This window comes from Candidatus Zixiibacteriota bacterium (assembly GCA_040753875.1).
Classification (GTDB): domain Bacteria; phylum Zixibacteria; class MSB-5A5; order GN15; family FEB-12; genus DATKJY01.
In genome coordinates this window covers 65,668-88,753 of record JBFMDV010000026.1, presented here as the reverse complement: position 1 = coordinate 88,753, position 23,086 = coordinate 65,668, and the positions used below count along the sequence as shown (strand labels likewise).

The following is a 23,086-nucleotide window of genomic DNA, read 5'->3' as shown; positions in this document are numbered from 1 at the left end:
AATGGCAGAAAGAAAACGACGTTTGATGCAGGGAAACGCCGCCTGCGTGCAGGGGGCGATCTACGCCGGTATGCGATTCTATGCCGGTTATCCCATCACTCCTTCCACCGAAGTTGCCGAAGGGTGCGCCCGCGAACTTCCGAAAATCGGGGGACGGTTCATCCAGATGGAAGACGAGATCGCTTCCATTGCGGCAGTGGTCGGAGCTTCCGTCTCTGGTCTAAAAGCGATGACCGCGACCTCGGGGCCGGGGTACTCGCTGATGCTTGAGAATATCGGTTACGCTTACATGACGGAAACGCCCTGCGTGATTGTCAACGTCCAGCGCGGCGGTCCGTCGACCGGTTTGCCTACCAAAGTCAGCCAGTCCGATACCATGCAGGCCCGCTGGGGAACACACGGTGATTATACAGCCATCGCCGTCGCACCATCATCAGTCGGTGATACCATCACCGAGACGATCCGGGCCTTCAATCTGTCGGAACGATTTCGGACGCCCGTCACTGTGCTTCTCGATGAGGTGATCGGCCACATGCGTGAGATGGTCACGATTCCCGAACCGGGCGAGTATCCGATTATCAATCGAGTGGCGCCGACCGTCCCGCCGGAACAGTTTGTGCCGTTCGTCATGACTCCCAATATGGTTTCACCCATGCCGGCCTATGGTCAAGGGTACCGCTATAATGTCACCGGCCTCACCCACGACATCATGGGGTTCTCGACCAATCGGGCCGATGAGATCGCCCCCAAACTCGACAAACTCAAATTCAAGATCGAGAATTATCGCGATGAGTTGGCGAAGATCCGGGTTGACATGATGGATGACGCCGAGGTGGCCTTCATCGCCTACGGCACGGTCGCGCGGACGGCCCAGCAGGCGGCATTGATCGCCCGCCAGGCCGGATTCAAAGTGGGAAGCATTCAGTTGTTCACTATCTGGCCGTTCCCCGACCAGCAGCTCATCGAGTTGTGCGCCCGTTGCCGAAAGGTCATTGTAGGCGAATTAAACATGGGACAGATCGTGCACGAGGTACAGCGGGTGCTGCCACGCGATGTCGAAATTCACACCATCCAGCGCTATGACGGCGAAATACTGACGCCGCATCAGTTGCTGGAGAAGCTTGACGAGGTGCTGTGATGGCAACCGCAACTGTCGAAAAACAGAAATCCGACGTGATCCTCCAGTACCTCAGGCCACGCAAGAAGTTTCCCTCGGTCTGGTGCGCCGGCTGCGGTAACGGCGTGGTGATGAGCGCACTTATCCGCGCAATCGACAATCTCCACCTGTCCAAGGACGAGGTGGCCATGGTTTCCGGTATCGGCTGCACCAGCCGGATGCCGGTCTACATGGACTTCAACTCCCTGCACACAACCCACGGGCGCGCGCTGCCGTTTGCCACCGGCGTCAAATTCGCCCAGCCGCACATGAAAGTGATCGTGGTGACCGGCGACGGCGACGCTCTTGCGATCGGAGGCAATCACTTCATCCATGCCTGCCGCCGCAACATCGATATCACAACAATCTTGATCAACAACCATATCTATGGCATGACCGGCGGTCAGGGGTCTCCGACCACGCCGGCGAACGCCTTCTCCACGACCACGCCGTATGGCAACGCCGAAAAGTCGTTTGACCCCTGCAGTCTGGCCCAGGCAGCCGGAGCTTCCTTTGTTGCCCGCGGTACGGTGTATCATGCACCGCAGCTTGAAAAGGTAATCCAACAGGCCATTCAGCACCGTGGTTTCTCGGTGGTCGAGGCGATCTCCAACTGCCACACCTATTTTGGACGGCTCAACCGCCTCGGTGACGCCGTCGCCATGCTGCAAACGTTCAAAGAACGGACAGTCACGCTGGCCAAGTCGAGGGAAATGTCGGCGGAGGAACTGAAGGATAAATTCGTTATCGGTGTTCTTCACGAAAACGACAAGACAGAGTTCTGCGACGAGTACCAGCGGACTGTCGAATCCGTGAGAGGAGGCAAGTGATCGTGTCGCACAAGCTCCTTGACAAGATACAGATTCCGCAGGATCGGTTCGAGCTTCGGCTCTCCGGTTCGGGTGGTCAGGGGATGATCCTCGCTTCGGTTATTTTGGGCGAGGCGATCGGTGGCGGCGACGGACGCAATGTCACACAGTCCCAGTCGTACGGACCGGAGGCGCGCGGCGGTGCCTCCAAGTCAGACGTCGTGATCTCCTCCAATGAGATCTTTTACCCCAAGGCGATCAAGCTGGACCTGCTCCTGGCCATGACGCAGGAGTCAATGGACAAATACTATTGCGACTTGAAGCCAGACGGCACGCTGATAGTGGACACAACGTTAGTAACCGAGATCCCCACCGAGAGTTACTACGGCCTGCCGTTTACTCGGCTGGCCCGCGAGGAGGCGGGGCATGTCATGGTGGCCAATGTCATCGCACTGGCGGCGATTGCGGCTCTGACCGGGATCGTCAGTCGCGAATCGCTGACGAACTCCGTTTTGGCTCGCGCGCCTCGCGGTACTGAAGAGAAAAACCGGAAGGCTATCGAGATCGGCTTCCGCGAGGCATTGAAAATCAAGAAGGCATGATACCTGCTACACAGGGAAGGATCGATGAGCAAGACATTACTGATGATAAAACCGGACGCAACCGAACGGAATCTGATCGGCCATGTCATAGCGCGGCTCGAAGCTGCCCGCTTCCGGATCGTAGCGATGCGGCTGGTGCGGCTGAGCGAAGCCGAGGCACGCCGCTTCTACGCTGTTCACGAGGGGAAACCGTTCTTGAACAGCTTGGTGAAGTACATGAGTGCGGGACCCATCGTGACCATGGCACTTGAAAGAGACAACGCCGTCTTGGCACTCCGTGAGTTGGTGGGCGCCACTGATCCTGCGAAGGCGGCCTGCGGCACGATCCGCAACGAGATCGGCCGTGATATAGAGAAAAATTCGGTGCATGCGTCCGACTCGGACGATAATGCCGCCAAGGAGATCGCGTTCTTCTTCCCGGGCTGATGACGCTGTGCGGGCATCGGCCGGACGCTGGAGTTTATGACTGTGTCGCTGGCATACGGTGACGTGCGCCTTGAGGTTGAGATTCCGGAAGGCGTGATCGTCGACAGTTTCGATGCCGCGAGGGCGCCAATGAATTTCGGACCTGTCGAGTTTTGCGAACGGGCACTGGCAGCGAATCTCGATGCCCATCTCGATGGTGACTCGCTGCTGGTAGTGGTCAACGATGCCTACCGTCACACGCCGACAGCGACCGTTCTGACTTGGTTGGAAAACCTGTCGCCGGGCGTGCTGAATCGGGCTCATTTCATCATAGCCACCGGCTCACACAAGCCACCGAACCATGAGCAACTTCGGTCAATCTTCGAACGACATCATGATTCTGTTTATTCGCGTGTGACTTCACATGACGCCACCGACCAGAGTTCGATGCGCTGTCTCGGCACCGATTCTTTCGGTGCAGCCGTGTATGGCGACCAACGCCTTTTCGAATTCGAGAAGGTCCTCGTCATCGGTTCCGTTGAGCCGCATTTCTTTGCCGGGTTCACCGGCGGGCGAAAATCTATCTTCCCAGGGCTCATGGATCTGGCCTCCATAGAGCGAAATCACAACCTCGCAAATTCACTGGATGCGGCGCCCCTCAAACTGAAAGGGAACCCTGTCTCCGAGCATCTCGATGCGCTGCTCGATCTGCTGCCGATAGACAACATCGTGTCCATCCAGTTGGTGGCTGATGCACACGGCGGACTTGCGGGCGCTTTCATCGGCGATATCCGCGAAAGCTTCGCACAGGCGGTTGGTCTGGCAGAACAGATATATTCGCGCAAGGTCAAGACCCGCTACGATATCGCGCTGTGCGAGTTGCTCTCACCGCTAAACAAGAATCTGTATCAGGCGCAGAAAGCGCTCGAGAATTGCCAGTTGGCGGTCGCCAATGGCGGCGCCGCAATTGTGATATCGCCGTGTCTTGAAGGCATTGGCTCCGGTTACTTCTTTCACCTGGCGGAGACATGGGACAGACAGACTAATGCGCCGGTTGATGGAGTCCCGCGCTTTGGCTCCCATAAGCTATCGAGGGTCAATGCCCTGAGCCGGCGCATCGACGTATGCATCCACTCCGAGCTTGACGATGATGTTGTTCGCAAAGTGTATTTTGAGCCGGTTCGCGATGTCACCGCGTTCGTGCGTGACAGGACGAAGGGGAGAAGTGGCGCCCGAGTTGCGGTTGTCCATGACGCCGGTCACACCGTGTTGGTTACGTAGACATTCGAGTTACGTGTCTTATATGGGAATTGTAACGTAGAGGATGGAACGATGAACAAGAAGATCGCAGTTATCGGCGCCGGTAATGTCGGCGCTGCGTGCGCCCAATACCTGGCCGAAGCCAACCTGGCCGATATCGTGCTGGTGGATATCATTGACGGTATTCCGCAGGGAAAGGCGCTCGACCTGACCCAAGCGGGACCGGTTCGCGGGTATAACTCGCGTGTTACCGGCAGCATCGACTACAAAGATATCGCTGGCGCCGATATTGTCGTCATGACCGCCGGTCTCGCCCGCAAGCCCGGCATGACGCGCGAGGACCTGCTCACTAAGAACGCCGAGATTGTCGGCTCGGCGGCTGAGAACATCAAAAAGCACGCGCCGAAGGCATTCGTAATCGTGGTCTCCAACCCGCTCGACCTGATGACTTTCCACATGCAGAAAGTCACTGGGTTCCCGACTAATCGTGTGTTCGGTCAGGCGGGCGTGCTGGATTCGATCCGATTCCGCACCTTCGTGGCCATGGAACTCGGCGTAGCGGTCACCGATACGCAGGCGATGGTGCTGGGCGGGCATGGTGATACCATGGTGCCGCTGCCGCGTTATACCACCGTTTCCGGTGTGCCGATCTCCGAGCTCATCTCGGCTGAACGCATCAAGGCGATCTGCGACCGCACCGCCGACGGCGGCGGCGAAATTGTCCGTCTGCTCAAATCTGGTTCGGCGTACTATGCCCCGGCGGCAGCTTCAGTCGATATGGTGAAATCTGTCTTTGCTGATGAGAAGCGAGTGCTGGCGGCCTCTGCTCATCTCACCGGACAGTACGGCATCAAAGATATCTACATCGGCGTGCCAGTGGTGCTGGGCGCCAAGGGACTTGAAAAGGTCCTGGAGCTAAAGCTCGACAAGGACGAACTGGGTGCGCTGCAAAAATCCGCCGCCACCTACAAAGAGCATCTTAAGATCCTTGGCTACTAAAGGAGTTGTTATGGCCAAATACAAACATATCGTCGTCCCTGCCGGCGGCGCTCCCATCACGGTCAAGAATAAAAAGCTCGTGGTTCCGGACAACCCGATCATTCCCTGCATCGAAGGTGACGGCATCGGCCGTGACATCATGAAAGCGACTCGTCGGGTGGTCGATGCGGCTGTTGCCAAAGCATACGGTGGTAAAAAGCGGATCGCCTGGATGGATGTCTACGCCGGCGAGAAAGCCAACGAGCTGTATGATGAGTGGCTGCCCAAGGAAACTATCGATGCCGTCAAGAAATACTATGTCGGCATCAAGGGACCGCTCACCACGCCAATCGGCGGTGGGTTCCGGTCACTCAATGTCACGATTCGGCAGGTGATGAACCTGTACGCCTGCGTGCGGCCGGTTCGGTATTTCCCCGGTGTCGGCTCGCCGGTCGTTCATCCGGAAAGAGTCAACGTGGTGATCTTCCGTGAGAACACCGAGGATGTCTACGCCGGCATCGAATGGAAGAAAGGGTCTGCCGAAGCCAAAAAGGTCATCGCCTGGCTTAATAAGAGTATGAAAACGAGCATCAGGCCTGATTCCGGTGTCGGTATCAAGCCGATGTCCGCCACCGGATCGAAACGGCTTGTGCGTAAGGCAGTTCAGTTTGCGATCGACAAGAACCGCAAATCCGTCACGCTCGTGCACAAAGGGAACATTATGAAATACACCGAGGGGGCATTTCGTGACTGGGGATACGAAGTTGCGACGAAGGAGTTCGGAGACCGATTCGTTACCGAGGAAGACGTGACCTCCAAGCACGGTGGCACCGTGCCGGCAGGGAAGATCGTCATCAAAGATCGCATCGCGGACTCAATGTTCCAACAGGTGCTGACGCGTGCCGACGAATACGATGTCGTCGCAACACCCAATCTGAACGGCGACTATCTCTCCGATGCTCTGGCGGCGCAGGTTGGCGGTCTGGGGATGGCTCCTGGAGCCAACATTGGAGACTTCATAGGCATGTTCGAGGCTACCCACGGCACCGCGCCGAAGTATGCCGACAAGGACATGGTGAATCCCGGTTCGCTGTTGCTGTCGGCGGTCCTGATGCTACAGTATCTCGGCTGGGATGAAGCGGCCGTGAGTATTGAGAGGGCACTGGAGAAAACGATTCAACAGAAGACCGTCACCTACGACCTGGAGCGGCAGATGGAGGGGGCGACACGAGTGAGTACCTCGCAATTCGCCACTCACATCATCAACAACCTGTGACATCAGACATTTCAGTTTGTTACAAAACGGCCCGTCGATCTGAGATCGGCGGGCCGATATGTTTTTGTGCGAATTATCGGTGTGGAGACTCACGTCTTTGCGGCAGGGACTTTGGCCCTTTCCTCCACTATCCGCTGTGTATCGCGGGCGATCACCAGCTCTTCATTGGTCGGAATTGACAGGACGCGCACTCTGGCGCCATCAGCGGAGATATCAACTTCTTTGCCGATAGCCGCTTTGTTGCGGGTGTCGTCGATCAGTACACCGAGGAACTCCAGGTGTTGGCAGCTCAGTTGCCGCACGATCGGGGAGTTCTCTCCCACGCCGGCGGTGAATACGATGCAGTCCAGCCCCCCCATTGCTGCGGCATACCCCCCAAGATACTTGCGTATACGATAACAGAACACTTCGAGCGATAGTTTGGCATTGGCATTTCCTGAGCCGGCGGCCGATATGATCTCCCGCATATCCGATGAAACACCGGAGATGCCGGCCAATCCGGAATGCTTGTTCAGAAGCGTGCTTGCTTCGTGCAGCGACAGCTCTTCTCGTGCCATGATATGCAGGATAATGGCGGGGTCGATATCGCCGGATCGGGTCCCCATAAGAAGCCCTTCGAGCGGCGTAAACCCCATCGAGGTGTCAACGGAAACTCCCCGGTCCACTGCCGCCATCGAAGCTCCGTTGCCAAGATGACAGGTGATGATTTTGAGTTCCGACAGCGGCCGCCCGAGCATCTTCGCGGCTCGCTCGCTGACATACTTGTGTGAGGTGCCGTGGAAGCCGTAACGCCGGATGCCGTACTTCTTGTAGAACAGATACGGAATGCCATAGATATAGGCGAACGGAGGCATCTGATAGTGGAACGCCGTATCGAATACGGCCACCTGCGGGACATTGGGCAGTGTCTTGGAGCAGGCGTTAATGCCTCGAATGTTATGTGGATTATGCAGCGGCGCCAACTCGATGAGCTGGCGGAGAGTAGACATCAATTCCGGCGTGATGAGAATAGAATCGGTGAATTCCTCGCCGCCATGGACGACGCGGTGCCCGATGGCGTTGATCTCGTTCTTGTCCTTGATGACGCCATGATTCGATGACAGGAGGATCGATACCACGTATTCAACCGCCACGATATGATCCAGAATCTCTGCCGAGACTTTGACCTCGGGCCGGTCGAACGGCTTGTGTGTCAGGACCGATTCAGACATGCCGATACGTGACACCAGCCCTTTGGCTAACGCCACCTGTGATTCCATATCGATCAGTTGGTACTTTACCGATGATGAACCGCAGTTGAGGACCAGGATTTTCATGTTGTTGCCTCCCGTGCGCCGTTGACGCGCGCATCCAGACGATTCCCCTCCACGTCATATTCAAAAAATCCCTTGCCTGTCTTGACGCCGAGGTTGCCGGCGCGGACCAGCTTGCGCAGGAGCGGGCAGGGACTGTATTTGTTGTCCGCCAGCTCTCCCAATAGGTTCATCATCCACGACATGACCACGTCCAGCCCCATCATATCAGCCAGCGCCAGCGGTCCCACGTTGAATCCGAACCCTAGCTTCATGGCTTCGTCAATATCTTCTGCGCTGGCGGTTCCTTCCATCAATACGTGCATGGCCTCGTTGAGCATCGGCACGATAATGCGAGTCGTCACGTACCCGGGATATTCGTTGACCGTGATCCACTTTTTGTCCAGCATCTGGGCGAATTCCACCGCTTTGCGGAAGGTTGCGTCATCGGTCTTGAGTCCTTTCACAACCTCCACCAGCGGCACCTTGGTGACCGGCGTTAGAAAATGAATGCCGATTACTTTCTGCGGATGATTGGTGGCCGAGGCAATCTCCGATATGGATAGGGTGGCTGTTGTCGTGATCAAAACCGACTCGGGATCACAGACCGCATCGAGTTCGCGGAGCAGCGCCCGCTTCTCGTCAAGATTCTCCCAGATCGCTTCCAGTACCAGTTCCGCGCCATCCATTTCCGACATATCGGCGGACGGGTAGATCCTGGCAAGGATCGCCTTCTTGTCGGACTTGGTATACCCCCATCGACCGATTTCGCGGTCGATAGCCTCGCCGATCTTCTTCAGCCCTCGCTCGGCGAGCTTGATATTTCGGTCGATCATGGTGACCTCGTGGCCCGCTTCGGAGATGGTTTCGGCAAGCCCCTGGCCCATAACACCTGCTCCAATAATGACGATCTTAGTCTTTGCCATATATGTGTCAACTGCCCGTTTGTGAAATCAGTAACAAGCGTCTTCTATAACCCGACCAATATATCCAGTAATCTTATCAGTGCAAGTGATAAATAAACAAGCGGTAATGGCCCTTATTCGTATAGAAAATCTCGACGCCCGGCTGACAGAATTGTACAAAGATATATGGAATCGTGCCGGTAGTTCCGTTTGACAAAACGGTCAAATCGGGCTATATAACGAGAGCTTCGTGGCTCCTTCAACATATTGGGAGACAAGTATGAACAGGAAATTCTGGATATTGACCGTCACCCCTTTGATGCTGCTTACTCTCACCTCAGACGTGTTTGCTATCGGGCGGGTGGCCAGGCGGTTTAATGTCCTCGAAATCTACGGCGGTTATTCCAGCCCGGTTGGGAGTTACGACCAGATCGGCCCCCTTAGCTTTGTCGATCAGCAGGACCGCCCGGTTGATATTGGCGCTGACAGCCTCTGGGACAACACCTTTCACCTCGGCTTCACGTTCGGGACACTGAGAGCCGAGCGTCTCATGTACTCGATCGGCTTCTCGTACACCAAGGCCGAACTGGCAGAATACGCCAGGCAGACGTTTGACGATCAGTATGCCCTCATTCCGAATTTCCACCAGTTCGATGTCAGGTTCAACATGAACTTCCACCTGAGCAGTCTTCAGACCTCTCCTTGGTCCCCATACATCGGGCTTGGCATCATTGGCGGCCTGACCGGCTACAGCGGCAGAGGGATTGAATCCGAATACGAAGCGAATGTTGCCGCCAGCGCCAATTTCGGTGCCGAGGCAAAAATATGGCAAGCCGCGGACAATTCTTCCTTCGTTACCGTTGCCTCGGTCAACAGTATCGAGTTTCTTGCCTCTGGCTACCGACCCAGGTACCTGAATCTTGGCGCGGCCCTCAAGTTCTATTTACGGCCATAGCAGACTCTTCGGATTCAAATTCGCGATGAACTCTGACCGCGTTGCATTGTTATGTTGATATCAACGTTGAACCAATGAACTACAAAGAACTTGCACTCATATCTTCTGCGGCTGTCTTCAGCATGTCACTGCTCGTCACCTGCAGCAAGAAGTCTACCGCACCCAAGATACTGCCTCGTATCACCCAATTCAGCGCGGCACCGACCGACATCGCACCCGGTGATTCATCGCTTATCACCTATGCCGCCGCTGATGCCGACTCACTGGTGTTGTCCCCCGGCAGCCGTCTGCCAAGTGCGCAATCGGGGACAGTCTGGATCAAGCCTGCCGTTCCGACCGGCTACACACTGACCGGTTACAACAAAGACGGCAGAGATTCGGCTAAACTGACAATCACCATGTCTTCGGTCGCCGCGCAGTTCACGCTGTTCGACGTCAGTCAGGATACGATTGTCATCAATGACAGCACACTCCTCAACTGGACAGCCGTCCGCGCAGATTCCGTGGTTCTCTACATCGGCCAGCCGACACTCACGCGGATTCTCAAGTTTCCATCGGCAGGCGCCGGTGCGACACAACTCAAGCCGACTTCAAGTGCGGCCTACACGGCAATTGCGTTCGGTGTGTACGGACGGGACACAGCGTCCCTGAACGTCCGAGTCGAGATTCCATCGCAGATTATTGCGTCCAACGGACTCTACTACAAAGGAGCGATGGGTTCAAATTCCTCCAATCCCAGTATGCAGTTTTGGGTGCGCGATGTCTCTGGGCAGATCGCCCGCAAGGCTTGGATGAAGTTCCGTGTTATCGAAGGGGACGGCGCTCTGTCGGTCGGGCCGAACGACTCGCTGCGTGTGGATGCGTCTGGGACCGTGACTATCTTGTACAATTTCAGCAGTTCTATGGGACACGCCGTAGTTCGCGGCGTGGTGACCGGATACGATTCGGTCGATGTGTATGTCCGCGCCAATACGTTGATACCCAAGGTGCAGGGACAATATGTGTTGTTGAAGGACACATACAGCATGGTGAAGGCGTTCAATGGAGCTGCCCCGAAGATAGACATTCCGGACTCAAACTATTACATCATTGTTGCCAATTACGAGGCTTCGCTCGGAGTCGTGTTTGTCTTGTTTGATCAGAACACTGAGTACGTGGCCGATGATGCGGATTCGGTGTGGACAGTCATAGTGAATACAGTGTATGCCGGAACGACTGCGGGAGGAATAGGCATAGGCTCTAATTTCCGCTCTATAGTGCAAGCCTATGGAGTGGCAGATAGTATGATAAACGACCCAACTCCTGATACTCTGGTCATCTACTATGGATCGCTGGGTCTGACTTTCTATTGTGGAACGAATTTGGACACCGTCGTAGCGGAAATTCACCTGGATCAGGTGTCAGGTCCCCCCATGGCGTCCTCTGCTTCCACGATCTCATCGATCCTTCGCGGAGTCAGGAGTGAGCGGTACGTGAGGAAGTCGTCCGGCACGCCGGGCTTTTAGTTGACATAATCGCGTGTGGATTCTACTCTATGATTATCAGAATGGAAAGGAACAACATGAAAAGGACGATGATATTCTCGGTGGCAGCCGCACTAATGATAGCGGCCGCTGGGATCAGGGCCCAAACCGAGAAGAACGATTCCGTCAAGTCTAAATCCCAACCCGCCACGGAGAAGAAAGTGACTGTACCCAAAGATGCCGCCGGGCAGGCGACGTTCCGCTATCCGATACGCGACAAAGCCAACAAGTTCGCCACGCTTGAAACCGATGCAGGGAAGTTGGTGCTGGAACTGTACCATGATGTCGCCCCGAATCATGCCGATTCGTTCGCGGCCCGCTGCAAGGACGGATTTTACGTCAATACGATATTTCATCGGGTGATCGATGGCTTCATGATTCAGGGGGGCGATCCGAACGGAGACGGCACCGGCGGTGCCGCGTACAAACTCAAAGCGGAGTTCAACAAGCTGCCGCATGTCGAAGGGACACTCTCTATGGCGCGTGCGGTTGACCCGAACTCGGCTTCCACGCAGTTCTTCATTTGTCTTGGGCGTGCCGCTGCACTTGATGGCCAGTACACGAATTTTGGCCATTTGATTAAAGGCTATGACGTCCTTCACAAGATCGGCTCGGCGGAAGTGGTTACGTCACCACACGGAGAGAAATCCAAGCCCAAAGTGCCGGTCAAAGTTCTGCGGGCGTACCCATCCGATGCCGAAGGGAACAAGCTCTGACAAACGGATTTCCTCGATCAATTAAATGCGCCGGCAAGGCGGAGGTTCTCCTCCGCCTTTTTGGCCGAACAGATTCCCAGTGGTGAGATCGGATGATACCTAAGCAAATCGTCATCCTTGGCTCAACCGGATCGATTGGGCGGTCGACTCTGGATGTGGTCCGTCGGCACCCGGGCCGGTTCGTTGTTTCGGCGCTTGCCGCACACCACAACGCCACCATGCTGGTCGAGCAGTATCACGAGTTTCGCCCCTCAACGCTTTGCATCGTCGATTCCTCGCAAGTTCCAATTCTCAAACACCGCCTCGCCGGAGAGCAGGTCCGTATCCTCGAAGGTGAAGAGGGCCTCATAGGATTGACGCGGCTTCCGGAAACCGAGATCGTGGTGAATGCCGTCGTTGGGGCTGCCGGTCTGCGAGTCTCGCTGGAAACGCTGCGACAAAGGAAAAACCTTGCCTTGGCCAACAAGGAATCACTGGTGGCGGGCGGGCCGCTTTTCCCTTCGCTCATCAAAGAGAGCGGCGCGCACGTGCTTCCCATCGACTCCGAGCATTCCGCCATCTGGCAGGCGCTCAGTGCCGGTCGCGTGAACGAGATCAGGTCTCTCATTCTGACCGCCTCCGGCGGACCGTTCCGGCAGTTACCTATTGAGCAATTCGCGCAGATTACGGTGGAGCAGGCTCTCGCGCATCCGACCTGGAAAATGGGTCCAAAAATCACCATCGACTCGTCCACCCTGGTCAACAAAGGGCTGGAAGTGATCGAAGCAGTGACCCTGTTCGGCGTATCTGTAGACAAGGTGAACGTGTTGGTGCACCCGCAGTCGGTCATCCACTCGATGGTCGAGTTTGTGGATTCATCGGTCATGGCGCAACTTTCGCAGCCGGACATGCGTCTACCAATCAGCTATGCGTTATTCTGGCCGGAGCGTGTGCAGTCGGAGTTTGGACAGGTGAACTGGAGAATGCTGAAGTCACTGACCTTCGAATTGGCCGACTATGAAAAATTCCCGCTCCTTCGGCTCGCCTACGAGGTGGCCCGTACCGGCGGTACCGCGCCGGCCGTGTACAACGCCGCCAACGAAATAGCGGTTGGTGCGTTCCTGGAACGGCGTATTCGCTTTACCGAAATAACCGATATTGTTACGGAAACGGTCGGACAGGTTTCGGTGTTACAGGAACCGTCGCTGGAGGATATCCTCCGGGTGGATGAACAAGCGCGGGACATGGCCCGCCGACAAGTGGAGAATACGGCATGTTGTTGACCATCGTATCGTTCATCTTCGTTCTCGGGATCCTGATCTTCATCCACGAGCTTGGCCACTTTCTAGTGGCTAAGAAGGTGGGAATCAAGGTCGAGAAATTTTCATTAGGGTTTCCGCCGAACATTTTCTCAAAACAGGTTGGCGAAACCACCTATTGCATTGGGGTGATTCCGCTCGGTGGATTCGTCAAGATGACCGGAGAAAACCCGGATGATGAAGCCAGCGGTGCACCATACGAGTTCATGTCCAAAACCATTGTCCAGCGCGCAGCCGTGATCTTCGCCGGCCCTTTCATGAACTATGTTCTGGCGATCGCGCTCCTGATCGGCATATTCCTGTTTGGCGGCCGTCCCCTTTTTGATGATACACGGGTGCTGGTTGGCACGGTGGCCAAGGATAGTCCTGCCTCCCAGGCCGGTTTGGCCGAAGGTGATCAGATCATCATGGCCGATGGCGCCGTTGTCAACAATTTCGATTCGCTCCGGACGCGCATTAACAGTCATCTGGCCACGCCCATTGAGCTGGCCTGGCTCCGCAGCGGCGATACCATTCGTGCCGCCATCACTACTAAAGTCGAAGAGGTTCCCAATATCGAAGGGGGCGTAGACTCGATCGGCATAATCGGGTTCACGCAGAAAGTTCTCGGATACCAGAGCTACGGTGTCGTCGAATCCATTCAGCGCGGCTTTGTCACCACGCACGTGATCGTCTGGGAGACGATCAAATTCGTCAAGAAAGCGATTTCCGGCCAGGTTTCGGCGAAAATGATCGGCGGCCCGCTCTTTATAGCTCAGCAGTCGGGCAAGGAAGCGGAGAAGGGGGCATCAAGTCTGTTCTTCTTCATGGCGCTGTTGTCCGTCAATCTGGCGGTACTCAATGTCCTGCCGATCCCGATCCTCGATGGCGGCCACCTGCTGTTCCTGCTGATCGAGAAGATCAGAGGTGTCCCGTTGTCTATCCGGGCGCGTGCGTTGGCGCAGCAGGTCGGTATCATCTTTTTGTTTGGCCTGATCATTTTCGTAACCTATAATGATGTCCTGAGAATTATCCGAGGGTTCTGACAACTCGGCGGCCAGTTGCGCGTACAATGATTTGTGGATAATTGGCGCCGGTATGTGGTTGGCCAAAGGAGTGAAAGCGAGCATGAGTAGTACCAGGACCGACTCCCGCAGACAGTCGATAGAACGGCCCCGGAAACCGTCCGTAACCGAGTCCCTTTGGGAAAACGTCAAGCAGATCGGTATCGCCGTCGTGCTTGCCCTTATCATCAAGACCTCAGTGGTCGAGGCCTATAAAATCCCGACCTCCTCTATGGAAGACACACTGCTGATCGGGGATTTTCTCCTGGCCAACAAGTTCGTGTACGGTGCGCGCATCCCATTGGTGGACTGGCGGCTGCCCGGGTTCACGGAGCCAAAGCGCGGCGATGTCGTGATCTTCATTTTCCCCGGCGACGGTGTCACCAAGTACATCAAGCGGTGCGTGGGCCAACCGGGCGACACTATTGAGGTGAAGGACAAGGTTCTGTACGTGAATCGCCAAATATTCCCTAATCCGCCCCATTCGAAGTTCATCGACACCACCATCTCCGGCGCCCAGAACATCATGCCGCGAACGATCGGCGGACAGAACAGTCGCGATAATTTCGGCCCCTATATCGTGCCGCGCGACCACTATTTTATGATGGGGGACAATCGGGACAACTCGTATGATTCCCGTTACTGGTCGGCCGTCTCCAAGGAGATGATCCTCGGCAAAGCGATCCTTATCCACTGGTCATGGGACGACAGCAAGTACGAATCGCCGCCGGTATCGGTGTCCGATCCGCTCTCGGTGCCGAGGGTGTTCATCTACAATGCGGTGCATTTCTTCGAAAAGGTCCGCTGGAACAGGCTGTTTCACCTGATCTCCTGACGATTTCGCATGAGCATGCGTATACTCTCATCGCTCATACTGTTCGTTGCTGTCTGTGCCAGCCAGGTGTTTGGTGGTCCCAAGGCAAAGTTCACCGACGACAGTTTTGACTTCGGAATGACGGCTCAGGGTACTATTCTCACTCACGCCTTCTGGATCAAGTCGGTCGGGGACCAAACGGTCCGCATAGTCGAGGTGGAACCGGGCTGTGGATGTACCAAAGCGCCGCTGCTCGATTCGGTCCTCGCGCCTGGCGACAGCACCCGGCTCGACATCACCCTTTCAACCAAGGGATTCGTGGGACGTATTGCCAAACGACCCTATTTCGTCACCAGCTCTAACCCCGAGAAGATTTATCTCAAATTGTTCGCCGATATCGTCAAAGCGACCGACAGCCTGCAGCCGATCTCAATCACGCCTTCCCGTGTCGATGTCTCCCAGTTCAACAAACTGCGCCGCAAAGCCAAATTCACAATCACGAATCACTCCAACGTCGATCAAAACGTCATGGTAGTAGATTCGTCTCACAAGAGTTTCGATGTTACCCTGCCGCCAAAACTCAAAGCAAACAGTTCGATCGAAGGCCAGATCATGGTCCATGAAAATGCGATCGAGAAGAACTTTGAGGAGTCGATCACGATCGAGTTCGATGGCGAGGACCGGACACGAATATCGGTCTTTGTGGGTAGGTTGTATCGGCCCACGGACGGAACCGCGGCGTCGACGAACAAGTAGCCGCGTCGTCGTTTTTGATTTGATTTTGCCGAACCCCGGTATTTATTCCCACCCATGTACAAGCTGACGGTCGAGGGGCTGGCCAAGCGATTTGGTCCGCGGAAAGTGTTCTCCGACATTTCATTTCAATTGACTACCGGTCAGTCACTTGCGGTGGTGGGGCCGAATGGTTCCGGCAAGTCAACGCTGCTGATGGTTCTTCTGGCCGGCCTGAGAGCGACCAGGGGGCGGATCGAATACACCGATGGCGACCGGGCGCTTGATGACGCCGAAATCCGTGCGCGGACATCGCTGGTGTCCCCATACCTCAACTTGTATGACAGTCTCACGGCGGAAGAAAATTTGACGTTCTTTGCAGCCGTCTCCGGCGGAAACATCACCGGCAAGGAGATCAACGCCCTGTTAGGTCGAGTCGGTCTGGAGGGGCGGGGGGATGATCTTGTGGGGGCGTACTCATCGGGAATGAAGCAGCGATTGAAATATGCGGTGGCGCTCCTCAACAAGCCGGCGTTTCTGTTTATCGATGAACCGACCGCCAATCTGGATGATGCCGGGAAGCGGATCGTGTTTGACCTGGTGGAAGAGCAACGGTCGAAAGCGATCATCATAATCGCCACCAACGAAACGGAGGAGCAGGGTCTTGCCGGACAACTCTGTCGGGTTGGCCAGTAAAGCGTTCGCGGTGTTCGCCAAGGATCTCCGGCAGGAGCTCCGCACGCGATACGCGCTGAACGCCATCCTCATGTTCGGCATAACCACGCTGGCGGTGGTGTCGTATTCGCTGGGACAGGCCGGGCTGCCGCCCAAACTTCTTGCTGCCCTCTTATGGACCATCATTTTCTTCTCCGCTATGTCCGGTCTGGCGCAGGCGTTCGTGCGCGAGGAAGAGACCGGTACGGCGCTGGTGCTCAAACTGCGCGCCGACCCAACCGCTATTTATCTCGGCAAGCTGTTCTTTAACCTCTCGCTCTTGTCCGCCATGACGGCCATCATCACGCCGCTGTTTTTTATGTTCACCGATGCTCCCATAACTGGAATTGGCGTAATCATTGTCATTCTGGTCCTTGGCGTGATCGGTCTCTGTGCCGCGACAACCCTGGTCGGGGCAATTATCGCCAAAGCAGCGGTGAAAGGAGCGCTCTTCGCTGTACTTTCGTTCCCTATTCTTATCCCGATACTCCTCCTGCTGGTAGGGGGGACAGCCCAGGTAATGGATGGCAGATCGTTCGGCGAGGTTTGGATGTACCTGCAAGGGCTGGTTGCCTACTCGGTGGTGATGATCACGCTCTCAATCCTCCTGTTTCGTTTCGTCTGGCTGGAATAGCCGGCCGTGCTCAAAATTCCGCTGTATACTGTTTTAGCGACGTCGATATTGATGCTATGGGAATTCATACTATGAGACTATCACTTGTGTCCTTCGTAACGGGATTTCTGGTAACCCTGGCAAGCCACCTAGTGGGTGCCGTCATCCCATTCGATCCATCGCGCGGGCTGGTCATTGTGGAAGTGACCATTAACGGGAACATCACTGCCCGGTTCGGACTGGATACCGGTGCCGACCATCTGTACATCGACAAGTCATTTGCCGAGAAGTATGGCCTCAAAGGTGAGGCAGGAGCGCCCGAACGAAAAGTGACCGGCATCGACGGCAGCAGCGAGGCACGAACCATTGCGCTTCGCTCCCTTGAGATCGCCGATCTGCCAATGATGGTCAGCGTGCCGGCAACGATGATTGATATTGCCGCCTTAAGCAAAGAGGGGAAAGAGGATCACCCTGACGGGCTGATTGGGCAGAACATACTTCAGCAGTATTTCGTGACCGTGGACTATCCCCAAAAGTCGATCGAGCTTCGATCTGACATGCCTCATTCGCTTGCCGGTAAACGGTACGAGACGATCCAGTTCCGGCAATTGCGGCATCTGGTGCTGGTCGACGTGTCGCTCAATGGGGACACGACCGTGCCCATGATTCTCGATTACTGTGCCAGCTACACTGCCGTTTCCGAACAGCTGGCATCGAAGCTCCACTTGACTCCCGATGAACGCAATCTGGTCACGCTTGATTCCGTCCAGCTTGGCGAGAGCGCACGAAGCGCCGGGGTACGGGCGGTCGTGTCCAATCTCGATTCATTCAAGAAAGCAGCCCCGCAGGCTTCGTTTGAAGGGATACTGGGCGGAACATTTCTTGTCGATCACACCATTACCATCGATTACCGACGTAAGGTCATCTACGTGCATCAATGATGTCTGTCAAAGTCTGATCGCTTGACAACCGGCGACACGCAAGCTTAATTCCTGTTACATCGCTTCGGTGCCGTCCAAAGTGGATGGGTAATAGGGAAGACGGTGCGAATCCGTCGCAGCCCCGCTACTGTGTCGGCTACTCCGCAGGCCGGATGCCACTCGTTGTCGAAACGGGGAAGGCGCCTGACGGAGGTTTGACGCCGCGAGCCAGGAAACCTGCCGAGGCCCAATAACACTGTTCTGCCGTCAGCGCGGGCTGACTACAATCTCGGCGTGCGCCATCGGCAGCTTCAAAGGAGATTGCCATGCGGCACGCGTTTGTTTTGCCGGTGGTGCTTCTGCTCGCGGGAGCGACGGGAACCCGCGCGGAAGTCGACACCCTCAGCAGCCGGGATAACCCCCGCCTCCTCAAAGACTCCATCATTGTCACCGCTAATCGTTTCGGCGCCACAGCCGGGCAGTCGGTTTGGCCGACTGGGGTCGTCCAGGTGCAGCAATCCGGAGTTTCGGTGTCCTTACCGGAACTTCTGGATGGCCGGTTCGGGATCGACACACGACAATATAATGGAGTTGGTTCAGTGGCCACGCTGTCCAACTGGGGAGTCTTCAACCGAAGCATGCTCCTGTTGTATAACGGCCGGGTGGTGAAAGACTACTCTCTCGGCGGTTTTAATCTCTCGGACTTCAGCCCGGATGAACTGGAGCGGGTGGAATTGGTGAAGGGGCCACAATCGGTGCTGTATGGATCCGATGCCGTAGGTGGCGTTCTCAACCTCATCTCACGAAGCGCCCTCGCCGACCGGATCGACGCCACTACTCGCTTTGGCGCGTTCGGACTCCGGCAATACCGCGTTGATCTCTCCCGCCGGTTGGGTGCACTCGGGGTGGGGACGTCCGGCGAGTACGGGCAGGCCGATAATCACCGTCCCAACGCCGGCTCCAAAAGAGCACTATTCGGCATACGTTCCGACTATCTGTCACGCGACAATCATCACCGATGGACTCTCTCGGCACGATACTTCACGGATTCGCTGGGTGTGCCGGGACCGGTCCCGGACGTAGCCTATATACCTGCCTATGGCAGCCGGGAGTCCTACAGTCTGTACGATCACCAGAAGGACGAGAATTACTCAGTCGATGCCGGCTACCGATTTTATGACCGCACGGTGGGGGAGATTCAAGTTGACCTGTTCTGGGAAAAAAAGAACCTCGATTATCACCAGCTCTACAATTACATGGCGGCATACTATGTCCCCGATCCGTCGTCCCCCGGCGACAGCGTCCTGACGGTCGATTCGGTCGATGTCTCCACGCGCTACATCTACAACAAGCGTTCATCGGGTGTCAGCGCGCGGTTTCTGCGCGAGTTCTCGCATCTGTCCGTTTCAGCAGGGGCCGACTGGCTTTCCGGATACCTTCGGGCCACCAGCTCCGACCGGAATGTCGTAACCAGTACCGTTGGTTCGACCAGCCCGTTCGGTTATGAATATGCTGCTTACAACTACTGGGCTGACGGCCAGAACCAGCTTGACCTCTGGTCAGGCCTTTTGGTGCAGAGCGGTTCGGCGCTGCAATTGGAATGGAGCGGGCGTCTTCAACTCGTCAGGGGGAGGCAGACCCAACCCAGCTACAATCTCGGTCTCATCTACGGTGTCACTTCCGACCTTCGGCTGAAGTCCGCTTATGGATACGCATTCCGGCTGCCGACCATTGCCGAACAGTTTGCCAACGAGCCATATACCGGTGGCAATAGCGCCCTCCATCCTGAGACCTCGCGAACTCTCACCGCCGGTCTCCTATGGGAACCCGTGAACGACAGACTGACAATTGAGCTAACCGTATTCCGCCAACGTGTCGATTCACTGATTCAGTACCGTCCGGATCCGACCAGTTTCCGGTGGGTACCCCGGAATGTCGACCGGTTCAGAAGCGATGGTCTTGACCTTTCTGTCCAGGCAAGTCCTGCGGAAACCTACCGGGTCACTTTTGGGGCCGTGGTTCAGCATGCGGATCAGACTTTGGGTGGTGACAATCAGTTTGCCAAGGCTGTTTATGTGCCCAGCATGAAATGGCGATTGGATTTTGACACCGATCTCAACAGCCGAATGGCTGCCAACGTGAATTGCGCATACACCTCCGATCGGGTGAATCGCATGGGCGGGGCAACCAAGACCCTCCATCAAGTGTACGAATTGGGCGTCGGGTTCTCATGGGTCGTTAATGCCCATATTCGGTTGACTTTATCCGGATTTGACCTCACTGACCAGCGGCGCCCAGACCAGTTCGGTTTTACGCTAACCGACGGCGACTATCCGTCCCCCGGGCGGCGATTCGTATTGGAACTTCGCGCTGGGCTGTTTTGAGGAATCAGCAGTTTTTGCTTGCTCTTACGTTGTTGGTGCGTTACCATAAGTGCATCACGTGACATCTCTCCGGGCGGGAAAGGTGAGACCCACGCGGGAAGCCTTTCCTCACGAGTTCCGGGCTTCTTTCGCGAAAAGACAACACGCCGTGAGTGCGTGTCACGGTCCGTAACGCAAGAGGGTTGCTTACCATGGCAAGCTGGAGTCTGGAATATTCCTTCAATCTCGACAAGAAGAATCGCATCATCTATGCCAAGGTGCACGGTATCTGGAAAGGGGAGACGGCGCGGAGCTACCACGAGGACTTTAAGGTCGAGGTGGCGCCTATCATCAACAAACCCTGGGCCAAACTGATCGACCTCAGCAACTGGAAAACATCGTTTCCTGACGTTGTCGATGTTATCGGCGAACACATGGAGTGGTCTCGGCAGCATAACGGCGTCCTGTCGATCTATGTCCTCAACAACCCCAGTACGTTTCGCCAGTTGAACCAAATGTTCGAAGCTGGGGGTACCAAGGAAATATCACTTATTTTCCGTACCGTGGCAGAGGCCGAGCAGTACCTGAAAGAGAACTGGATCGGCAAGACGAAGAAGGGAGCCTGAACGGCTCCCTGTGCTGCGTTATCTCTTCAGATACCGGTCAAACCACTTCAGCATCCACTCGAGGCGCGCGATCCTCCGGTCCGGTCGGCCGTGGCGCGACAGCCCGTGAAATTCGTCCGGAAATCGTACCATCTCGACGGTTTTACCAAGCACCTTGAGTCGGGTGAACAGTTGCTCTGCCTGTTCGATGTTACAGCGGTGGTCGCGCTCATTGTGCAGGATCAAAAGGGGTGTTTTCACCCGGTGACAGTAGTTGATCGGTGAGGAGTGTTCGTAGTTCTCTTTGTTTTTCCACGGCCAGCCGCCAAATTCTCGTTCCAAGGACCATCCGATGTCTGATGACCCGAAAAAGGACAACAACTCCACAACCGATCGCTGTGTGACGGCTGCTTTGAAACGGTCGGTGTGTCCAACTATCCAGTTGGCCATATAGCCACCATAAGAGCCGCCGGTAACCCCCATGCGCTTCTTGTTGATGAAGCTCTGTTTCTCCAGCCAGTTGGCCGCCGCCATGCAGTCTTTGTAGTCAAGGTCCCCCCACCCGCCGGAAATAGCGTCTGCCCAGGTCTCGCCTCGACCGGAACCACCTCGCGGATTGGTGTAGAACACCACGTAGCCCTGGGCCGCAAGGAACTGCATCTCATGGAAAAACGTGAACGCATACTGAACTCGGGGGCCACCATGGATCTCAAGGATCGATGGGTACTTGCGACCCGGTTTGAAATTCGGAGGTGTGACGAGCCATCCCTGCACTTCAGTGCCATCGAATGACTGGAACAGTACCTCCCGCGTCCGTCCTAGCTTCCGTTCGGTACGCAGGAACCGGTTTAGCCGGGTGTGTTCCATCATCCGCTTCTCTCCTCCGTAAACGGTGGGGCAGGTCACCAGGTCACACGGTGTTTCCAGATCAGCGTACAGGAGTGCGGCGGTTTCAGTGTAGTTGCCGACACTGAAGCTCTTGATATGGCATTTCCCCTTGAATATCCGGGTCGGCCTGCCGCCTGCCCTGGGAATGTAATAGAAGTTGGTCGTGCCGGTGTCTGATGACAGGAAGAACAACCGCTTCCCATCGCGTGACCATTCCAGAAGCAGCCGTTCGTGCACGTCCTCAAGGTCCCCGATCGATTGGTCGTACACCATGCGGTCGAATTTCGGCATCAGGTCATGCGCCCTGGGGGTGCCGTTCAGACCCACCAGCCAGACATGGTGGTTGGTGACACCCCACGGATCTCGTGGATTCGCATGACCGATATACGCGATCAGCTTTCCGTCAGGTGAGAAGCGAGGCGACCCTTTTGGCCCCGCCGGTGTGGGGATCAGCCGCTCCTTTCCTCCTTTGAACGGTATGACGAACAGATCGTCGCGAAGGCTTTCGAGGTCCGGGTCTTTTGACCGGTTGGAAACATAAACCACCCATTTGCCATCGGGCGACAGGGCAGGGGAGTGGTTGTCCCGGTTACCACTGGTGATACGTCTCAGCTTTGCGGTGGCAACTTCGAGCGCGTATAACTGGAACTTGTCTTTCGGCAGGAATCCGACCCCGTCCAACCGGTAAAGCAGCCGGGTAACATGACGGTACACCGGCGGCTCGGTCTTTTTCTTCTCGTCGGCGATGAAGTGGGAATCTTTGTACCGCAGAGGAAAAATGAGCGTGCGACCGTCGGGACTCCACAGCAGCTCCCCAATGGTGGCGTCGAGTTCGATCAGCTTGTTCTCGGCCCCGCCGGCGGCCGGCATGAGGTAGATGCCGGTCTTTTTCTCCCGAGTGGAGACAAATGCCAGTGTGCTGCCATCGGGTGACCAGGACGGCTTGCCGTCTTGTTGCTTCCCGAACGTAAACTGCCGGTCCGATTTGTTCACAATGTCACGGACGAACAGGTTGCAGTAGTACTTGTTCTCTTCGGCATCGATCCTCTCAACCGTGTAGGCAACGCGTCGTTCATCCGGCGATATAGTGATTGAGGTCATGATCTGAAGTTTGAACAGGTCCTTGGCTTCGAGCGGTTTTCGCACATGCCCTCTGGTTTTGGTATGGTACATTGGGTTCCTCACGTCTCTCTAACCGTATGATAACTAAGGCAATCTG

Annotated in this window: 22 protein-coding genes and 1 riboswitch; of the genes, 19 read left to right on the top strand and 3 right to left on the bottom strand. The window is 55.9% G+C overall.

Going from position 1 to position 23,086, the window contains the following annotated elements:
* Window position 1 precedes the first annotated feature (1 nt).
* From AB1644_10330 to icd, 7 genes are read left to right on the top strand one after another with little or no spacing between them, the layout of a single operon-like run.
* Window positions 2-1,138, top strand: coding sequence for a 2-oxoacid:acceptor oxidoreductase subunit alpha (locus AB1644_10330; GenBank protein MEW6051443.1), 1,137 nt, complete (start codon window positions 2-4; stop codon window positions 1,136-1,138).
* Window positions 1,138-1,986 carry a 2-oxoacid:ferredoxin oxidoreductase subunit beta gene (locus AB1644_10325; protein ID MEW6051442.1) on the top strand — a complete coding sequence of 283 codons (849 nt, stop codon included), beginning with the start codon at window positions 1,138-1,140 and terminating at the stop codon, window positions 1,984-1,986. Before AB1644_10330 ends, AB1644_10325 begins: the two co-directional genes overlap by 1 nt.
* A gap of 2 nt (window positions 1,987-1,988) precedes the next feature.
* Window positions 1,989-2,567: a 2-oxoacid:acceptor oxidoreductase family protein gene (locus tag AB1644_10320; protein ID MEW6051441.1), complete on the top strand. Its 579-nt coding sequence runs from the start codon at window positions 1,989-1,991 to the stop codon at window positions 2,565-2,567.
* A 24-nt stretch (window positions 2,568-2,591) separates the two neighbouring features.
* Window positions 2,592-2,993 carry a nucleoside-diphosphate kinase gene (gene ndk / locus AB1644_10315; GenBank protein MEW6051440.1) on the top strand — a complete coding sequence of 134 codons (402 nt, stop codon included), beginning with the start codon at window positions 2,592-2,594 and terminating at the stop codon, window positions 2,991-2,993.
* A gap of 36 nt (window positions 2,994-3,029) precedes the next feature.
* A complete protein-coding gene (locus AB1644_10310) occupies window positions 3,030-4,253 on the top strand; it encodes a lactate racemase domain-containing protein (GenBank protein MEW6051439.1) in 1,224 nt (407 codons plus the stop codon).
* Window positions 4,254-4,304: 51 nt separating this feature from the next.
* On the top strand, window positions 4,305-5,231 hold the full coding sequence (mdh, locus tag AB1644_10305) for a malate dehydrogenase (protein ID MEW6051438.1): 927 nt from the start codon (window positions 4,305-4,307) through the stop codon (window positions 5,229-5,231).
* A 10-nt stretch (window positions 5,232-5,241) separates the two neighbouring features.
* Entirely contained in the window at window positions 5,242-6,486 is a 1,245-nt protein-coding gene (icd, locus tag AB1644_10300; protein MEW6051437.1) for an isocitrate dehydrogenase (NADP(+)), read from the top strand.
* An 89-nt stretch (window positions 6,487-6,575) separates the two neighbouring features.
* On the opposite strand, the gene AB1644_10295 is transcribed toward icd, so the two are convergent.
* Together AB1644_10295 and AB1644_10290 are read right to left on the bottom strand one after the other, a co-directional pair.
* Window positions 6,576-7,802: an acetate kinase gene (locus tag AB1644_10295; GenBank protein MEW6051436.1), complete on the bottom strand. Its 1,227-nt coding sequence runs from the start codon at window positions 7,800-7,802 to the stop codon at window positions 6,576-6,578.
* Complete coding sequence (locus AB1644_10290) at window positions 7,799-8,704, bottom strand: 3-hydroxyacyl-CoA dehydrogenase NAD-binding domain-containing protein (protein ID MEW6051435.1); 906 nt, start codon at window positions 8,702-8,704, stop codon at window positions 7,799-7,801. The genes AB1644_10295 and AB1644_10290 overlap by 4 nt, the downstream gene beginning before the upstream one ends.
* Window positions 8,705-8,963: 259 nt before the next feature.
* Between AB1644_10290 and AB1644_10285 the strand changes: the two genes are divergently transcribed.
* The 12 genes from AB1644_10285 (at window position 8,964) to AB1644_10230 (ending at window position 21,000) form a co-directional block, all read left to right on the top strand.
* A complete protein-coding gene (locus AB1644_10285; GenBank protein MEW6051434.1) occupies window positions 8,964-9,638 on the top strand; it encodes a hypothetical protein in 675 nt (224 codons plus the stop codon).
* Window positions 9,639-9,712: 74 nt separating this feature from the next.
* Window positions 9,713-11,143 (top strand): hypothetical protein, encoded by a 1,431-nt coding sequence (locus tag AB1644_10280; GenBank protein ID MEW6051433.1) that lies wholly within the window; start codon window positions 9,713-9,715, stop codon window positions 11,141-11,143.
* 56 nt (window positions 11,144-11,199) lie between these two features.
* Window positions 11,200-11,877 (top strand): peptidylprolyl isomerase, encoded by a 678-nt coding sequence (locus tag AB1644_10275; GenBank protein ID MEW6051432.1) that lies wholly within the window; start codon window positions 11,200-11,202, stop codon window positions 11,875-11,877.
* Between the two features lie 92 nt (window positions 11,878-11,969).
* Window positions 11,970-13,139, top strand: coding sequence for a 1-deoxy-D-xylulose-5-phosphate reductoisomerase (locus AB1644_10270; protein MEW6051431.1), 1,170 nt, complete (start codon window positions 11,970-11,972; stop codon window positions 13,137-13,139).
* Window positions 13,130-14,200, top strand: coding sequence for an RIP metalloprotease RseP (gene rseP, locus AB1644_10265; protein ID MEW6051430.1), 1,071 nt, complete (start codon window positions 13,130-13,132; stop codon window positions 14,198-14,200). Before AB1644_10270 ends, rseP begins: the two co-directional genes overlap by 10 nt.
* A gap of 82 nt (window positions 14,201-14,282) precedes the next feature.
* On the top strand, window positions 14,283-15,053 hold the full coding sequence (gene lepB, locus AB1644_10260) for a signal peptidase I (GenBank protein MEW6051429.1): 771 nt from the start codon (window positions 14,283-14,285) through the stop codon (window positions 15,051-15,053).
* Between the two features lie 9 nt (window positions 15,054-15,062).
* Window positions 15,063-15,788 carry a DUF1573 domain-containing protein gene (locus AB1644_10255; GenBank protein ID MEW6051428.1) on the top strand — a complete coding sequence of 242 codons (726 nt, stop codon included), beginning with the start codon at window positions 15,063-15,065 and terminating at the stop codon, window positions 15,786-15,788.
* A 54-nt stretch (window positions 15,789-15,842) separates the two neighbouring features.
* The gene (locus tag AB1644_10250; GenBank protein ID MEW6051427.1) at window positions 15,843-16,460 is read left to right on the top strand and encodes an ABC transporter ATP-binding protein; all 618 of its coding nucleotides are present in this window, start codon (window positions 15,843-15,845) and stop codon (window positions 16,458-16,460) included.
* On the top strand, window positions 16,429-17,112 hold the full coding sequence (locus AB1644_10245; GenBank protein MEW6051426.1) for a heme exporter protein CcmB: 684 nt from the start codon (window positions 16,429-16,431) through the stop codon (window positions 17,110-17,112). The genes AB1644_10250 and AB1644_10245 overlap by 32 nt, the downstream gene beginning before the upstream one ends.
* A gap of 71 nt (window positions 17,113-17,183) precedes the next feature.
* Window positions 17,184-18,032 (top strand): retropepsin-like aspartic protease, encoded by an 849-nt coding sequence (locus AB1644_10240; protein ID MEW6051425.1) that lies wholly within the window; start codon window positions 17,184-17,186, stop codon window positions 18,030-18,032.
* 48 nt (window positions 18,033-18,080) lie between these two features.
* Window positions 18,081-18,271: riboswitch (cobalamin riboswitch) on the top strand.
* A 66-nt stretch (window positions 18,272-18,337) separates the two neighbouring features.
* Window positions 18,338-20,395, top strand: coding sequence for a TonB-dependent receptor (locus AB1644_10235; GenBank protein ID MEW6051424.1), 2,058 nt, complete (start codon window positions 18,338-18,340; stop codon window positions 20,393-20,395).
* 191 nt (window positions 20,396-20,586) lie between these two features.
* Window positions 20,587-21,000 (top strand): hypothetical protein, encoded by a 414-nt coding sequence (locus tag AB1644_10230; protein ID MEW6051423.1) that lies wholly within the window; start codon window positions 20,587-20,589, stop codon window positions 20,998-21,000.
* 18 nt (window positions 21,001-21,018) lie between these two features.
* Here AB1644_10230 and AB1644_10225 read toward each other — a convergent pair whose 3' ends face one another.
* Window positions 21,019-23,040, bottom strand: coding sequence for a S9 family peptidase (locus tag AB1644_10225; protein ID MEW6051422.1), 2,022 nt, complete (start codon window positions 23,038-23,040; stop codon window positions 21,019-21,021).
* Between the last annotated feature and the right edge of the window lie 46 nt (window positions 23,041-23,086).

Excerpts from the sequence above, each read along its gene's own strand:
- mdh (MEW6051438.1), top strand. The coding sequence starts at position 4,305 with ATGAACAAGAAGATCGCAGTTATCGGCGCCGGTAATGTCGGCGCTGCG.
- rseP (MEW6051430.1), top strand. The coding sequence starts at position 13,130 with ATGTTGTTGACCATCGTATCGTTCATCTTCGTTCTCGGGATCCTGATC.
- AB1644_10255 (MEW6051428.1), top strand. The coding sequence starts at position 15,063 with ATGAGCATGCGTATACTCTCATCGCTCATACTGTTCGTTGCTGTCTGT.
- lepB (MEW6051429.1), top strand. The coding sequence starts at position 14,283 with ATGAGTAGTACCAGGACCGACTCCCGCAGACAGTCGATAGAACGGCCC.
- ndk (MEW6051440.1), top strand. The coding sequence starts at position 2,592 with ATGAGCAAGACATTACTGATGATAAAACCGGACGCAACCGAACGGAAT.
- AB1644_10230 (MEW6051423.1), top strand. The coding sequence starts at position 20,587 with ATGGCAAGCTGGAGTCTGGAATATTCCTTCAATCTCGACAAGAAGAAT.
- AB1644_10330 (MEW6051443.1), top strand. The coding sequence starts at position 2 with ATGGCAGAAAGAAAACGACGTTTGATGCAGGGAAACGCCGCCTGCGTG.
- AB1644_10295 (MEW6051436.1), bottom strand. The coding sequence starts at position 7,802 with ATGAAAATCCTGGTCCTCAACTGCGGTTCATCATCGGTAAAGTACCAA.
- AB1644_10285 (MEW6051434.1), top strand. The coding sequence starts at position 8,964 with ATGAACAGGAAATTCTGGATATTGACCGTCACCCCTTTGATGCTGCTT.
- AB1644_10325 (MEW6051442.1), top strand. The coding sequence starts at position 1,138 with ATGGCAACCGCAACTGTCGAAAAACAGAAATCCGACGTGATCCTCCAG.
- AB1644_10225 (MEW6051422.1), bottom strand. The coding sequence starts at position 23,040 with ATGTACCATACCAAAACCAGAGGGCATGTGCGAAAACCGCTCGAAGCC.
- AB1644_10280 (MEW6051433.1), top strand. The coding sequence starts at position 9,713 with ATGAACTACAAAGAACTTGCACTCATATCTTCTGCGGCTGTCTTCAGC.
- AB1644_10270 (MEW6051431.1), top strand. The coding sequence starts at position 11,970 with ATGATACCTAAGCAAATCGTCATCCTTGGCTCAACCGGATCGATTGGG.
- AB1644_10310 (MEW6051439.1), top strand. The coding sequence starts at position 3,030 with ATGACTGTGTCGCTGGCATACGGTGACGTGCGCCTTGAGGTTGAGATT.
- AB1644_10290 (MEW6051435.1), bottom strand. The coding sequence starts at position 8,704 with ATGGCAAAGACTAAGATCGTCATTATTGGAGCAGGTGTTATGGGCCAG.
- icd (MEW6051437.1), top strand. The coding sequence starts at position 5,242 with ATGGCCAAATACAAACATATCGTCGTCCCTGCCGGCGGCGCTCCCATC.
- AB1644_10250 (MEW6051427.1), top strand. The coding sequence starts at position 15,843 with ATGTACAAGCTGACGGTCGAGGGGCTGGCCAAGCGATTTGGTCCGCGG.
- AB1644_10235 (MEW6051424.1), top strand. The coding sequence starts at position 18,338 with ATGCGGCACGCGTTTGTTTTGCCGGTGGTGCTTCTGCTCGCGGGAGCG.
- AB1644_10240 (MEW6051425.1), top strand. The coding sequence starts at position 17,184 with ATGAGACTATCACTTGTGTCCTTCGTAACGGGATTTCTGGTAACCCTG.
- AB1644_10275 (MEW6051432.1), top strand. The coding sequence starts at position 11,200 with ATGAAAAGGACGATGATATTCTCGGTGGCAGCCGCACTAATGATAGCG.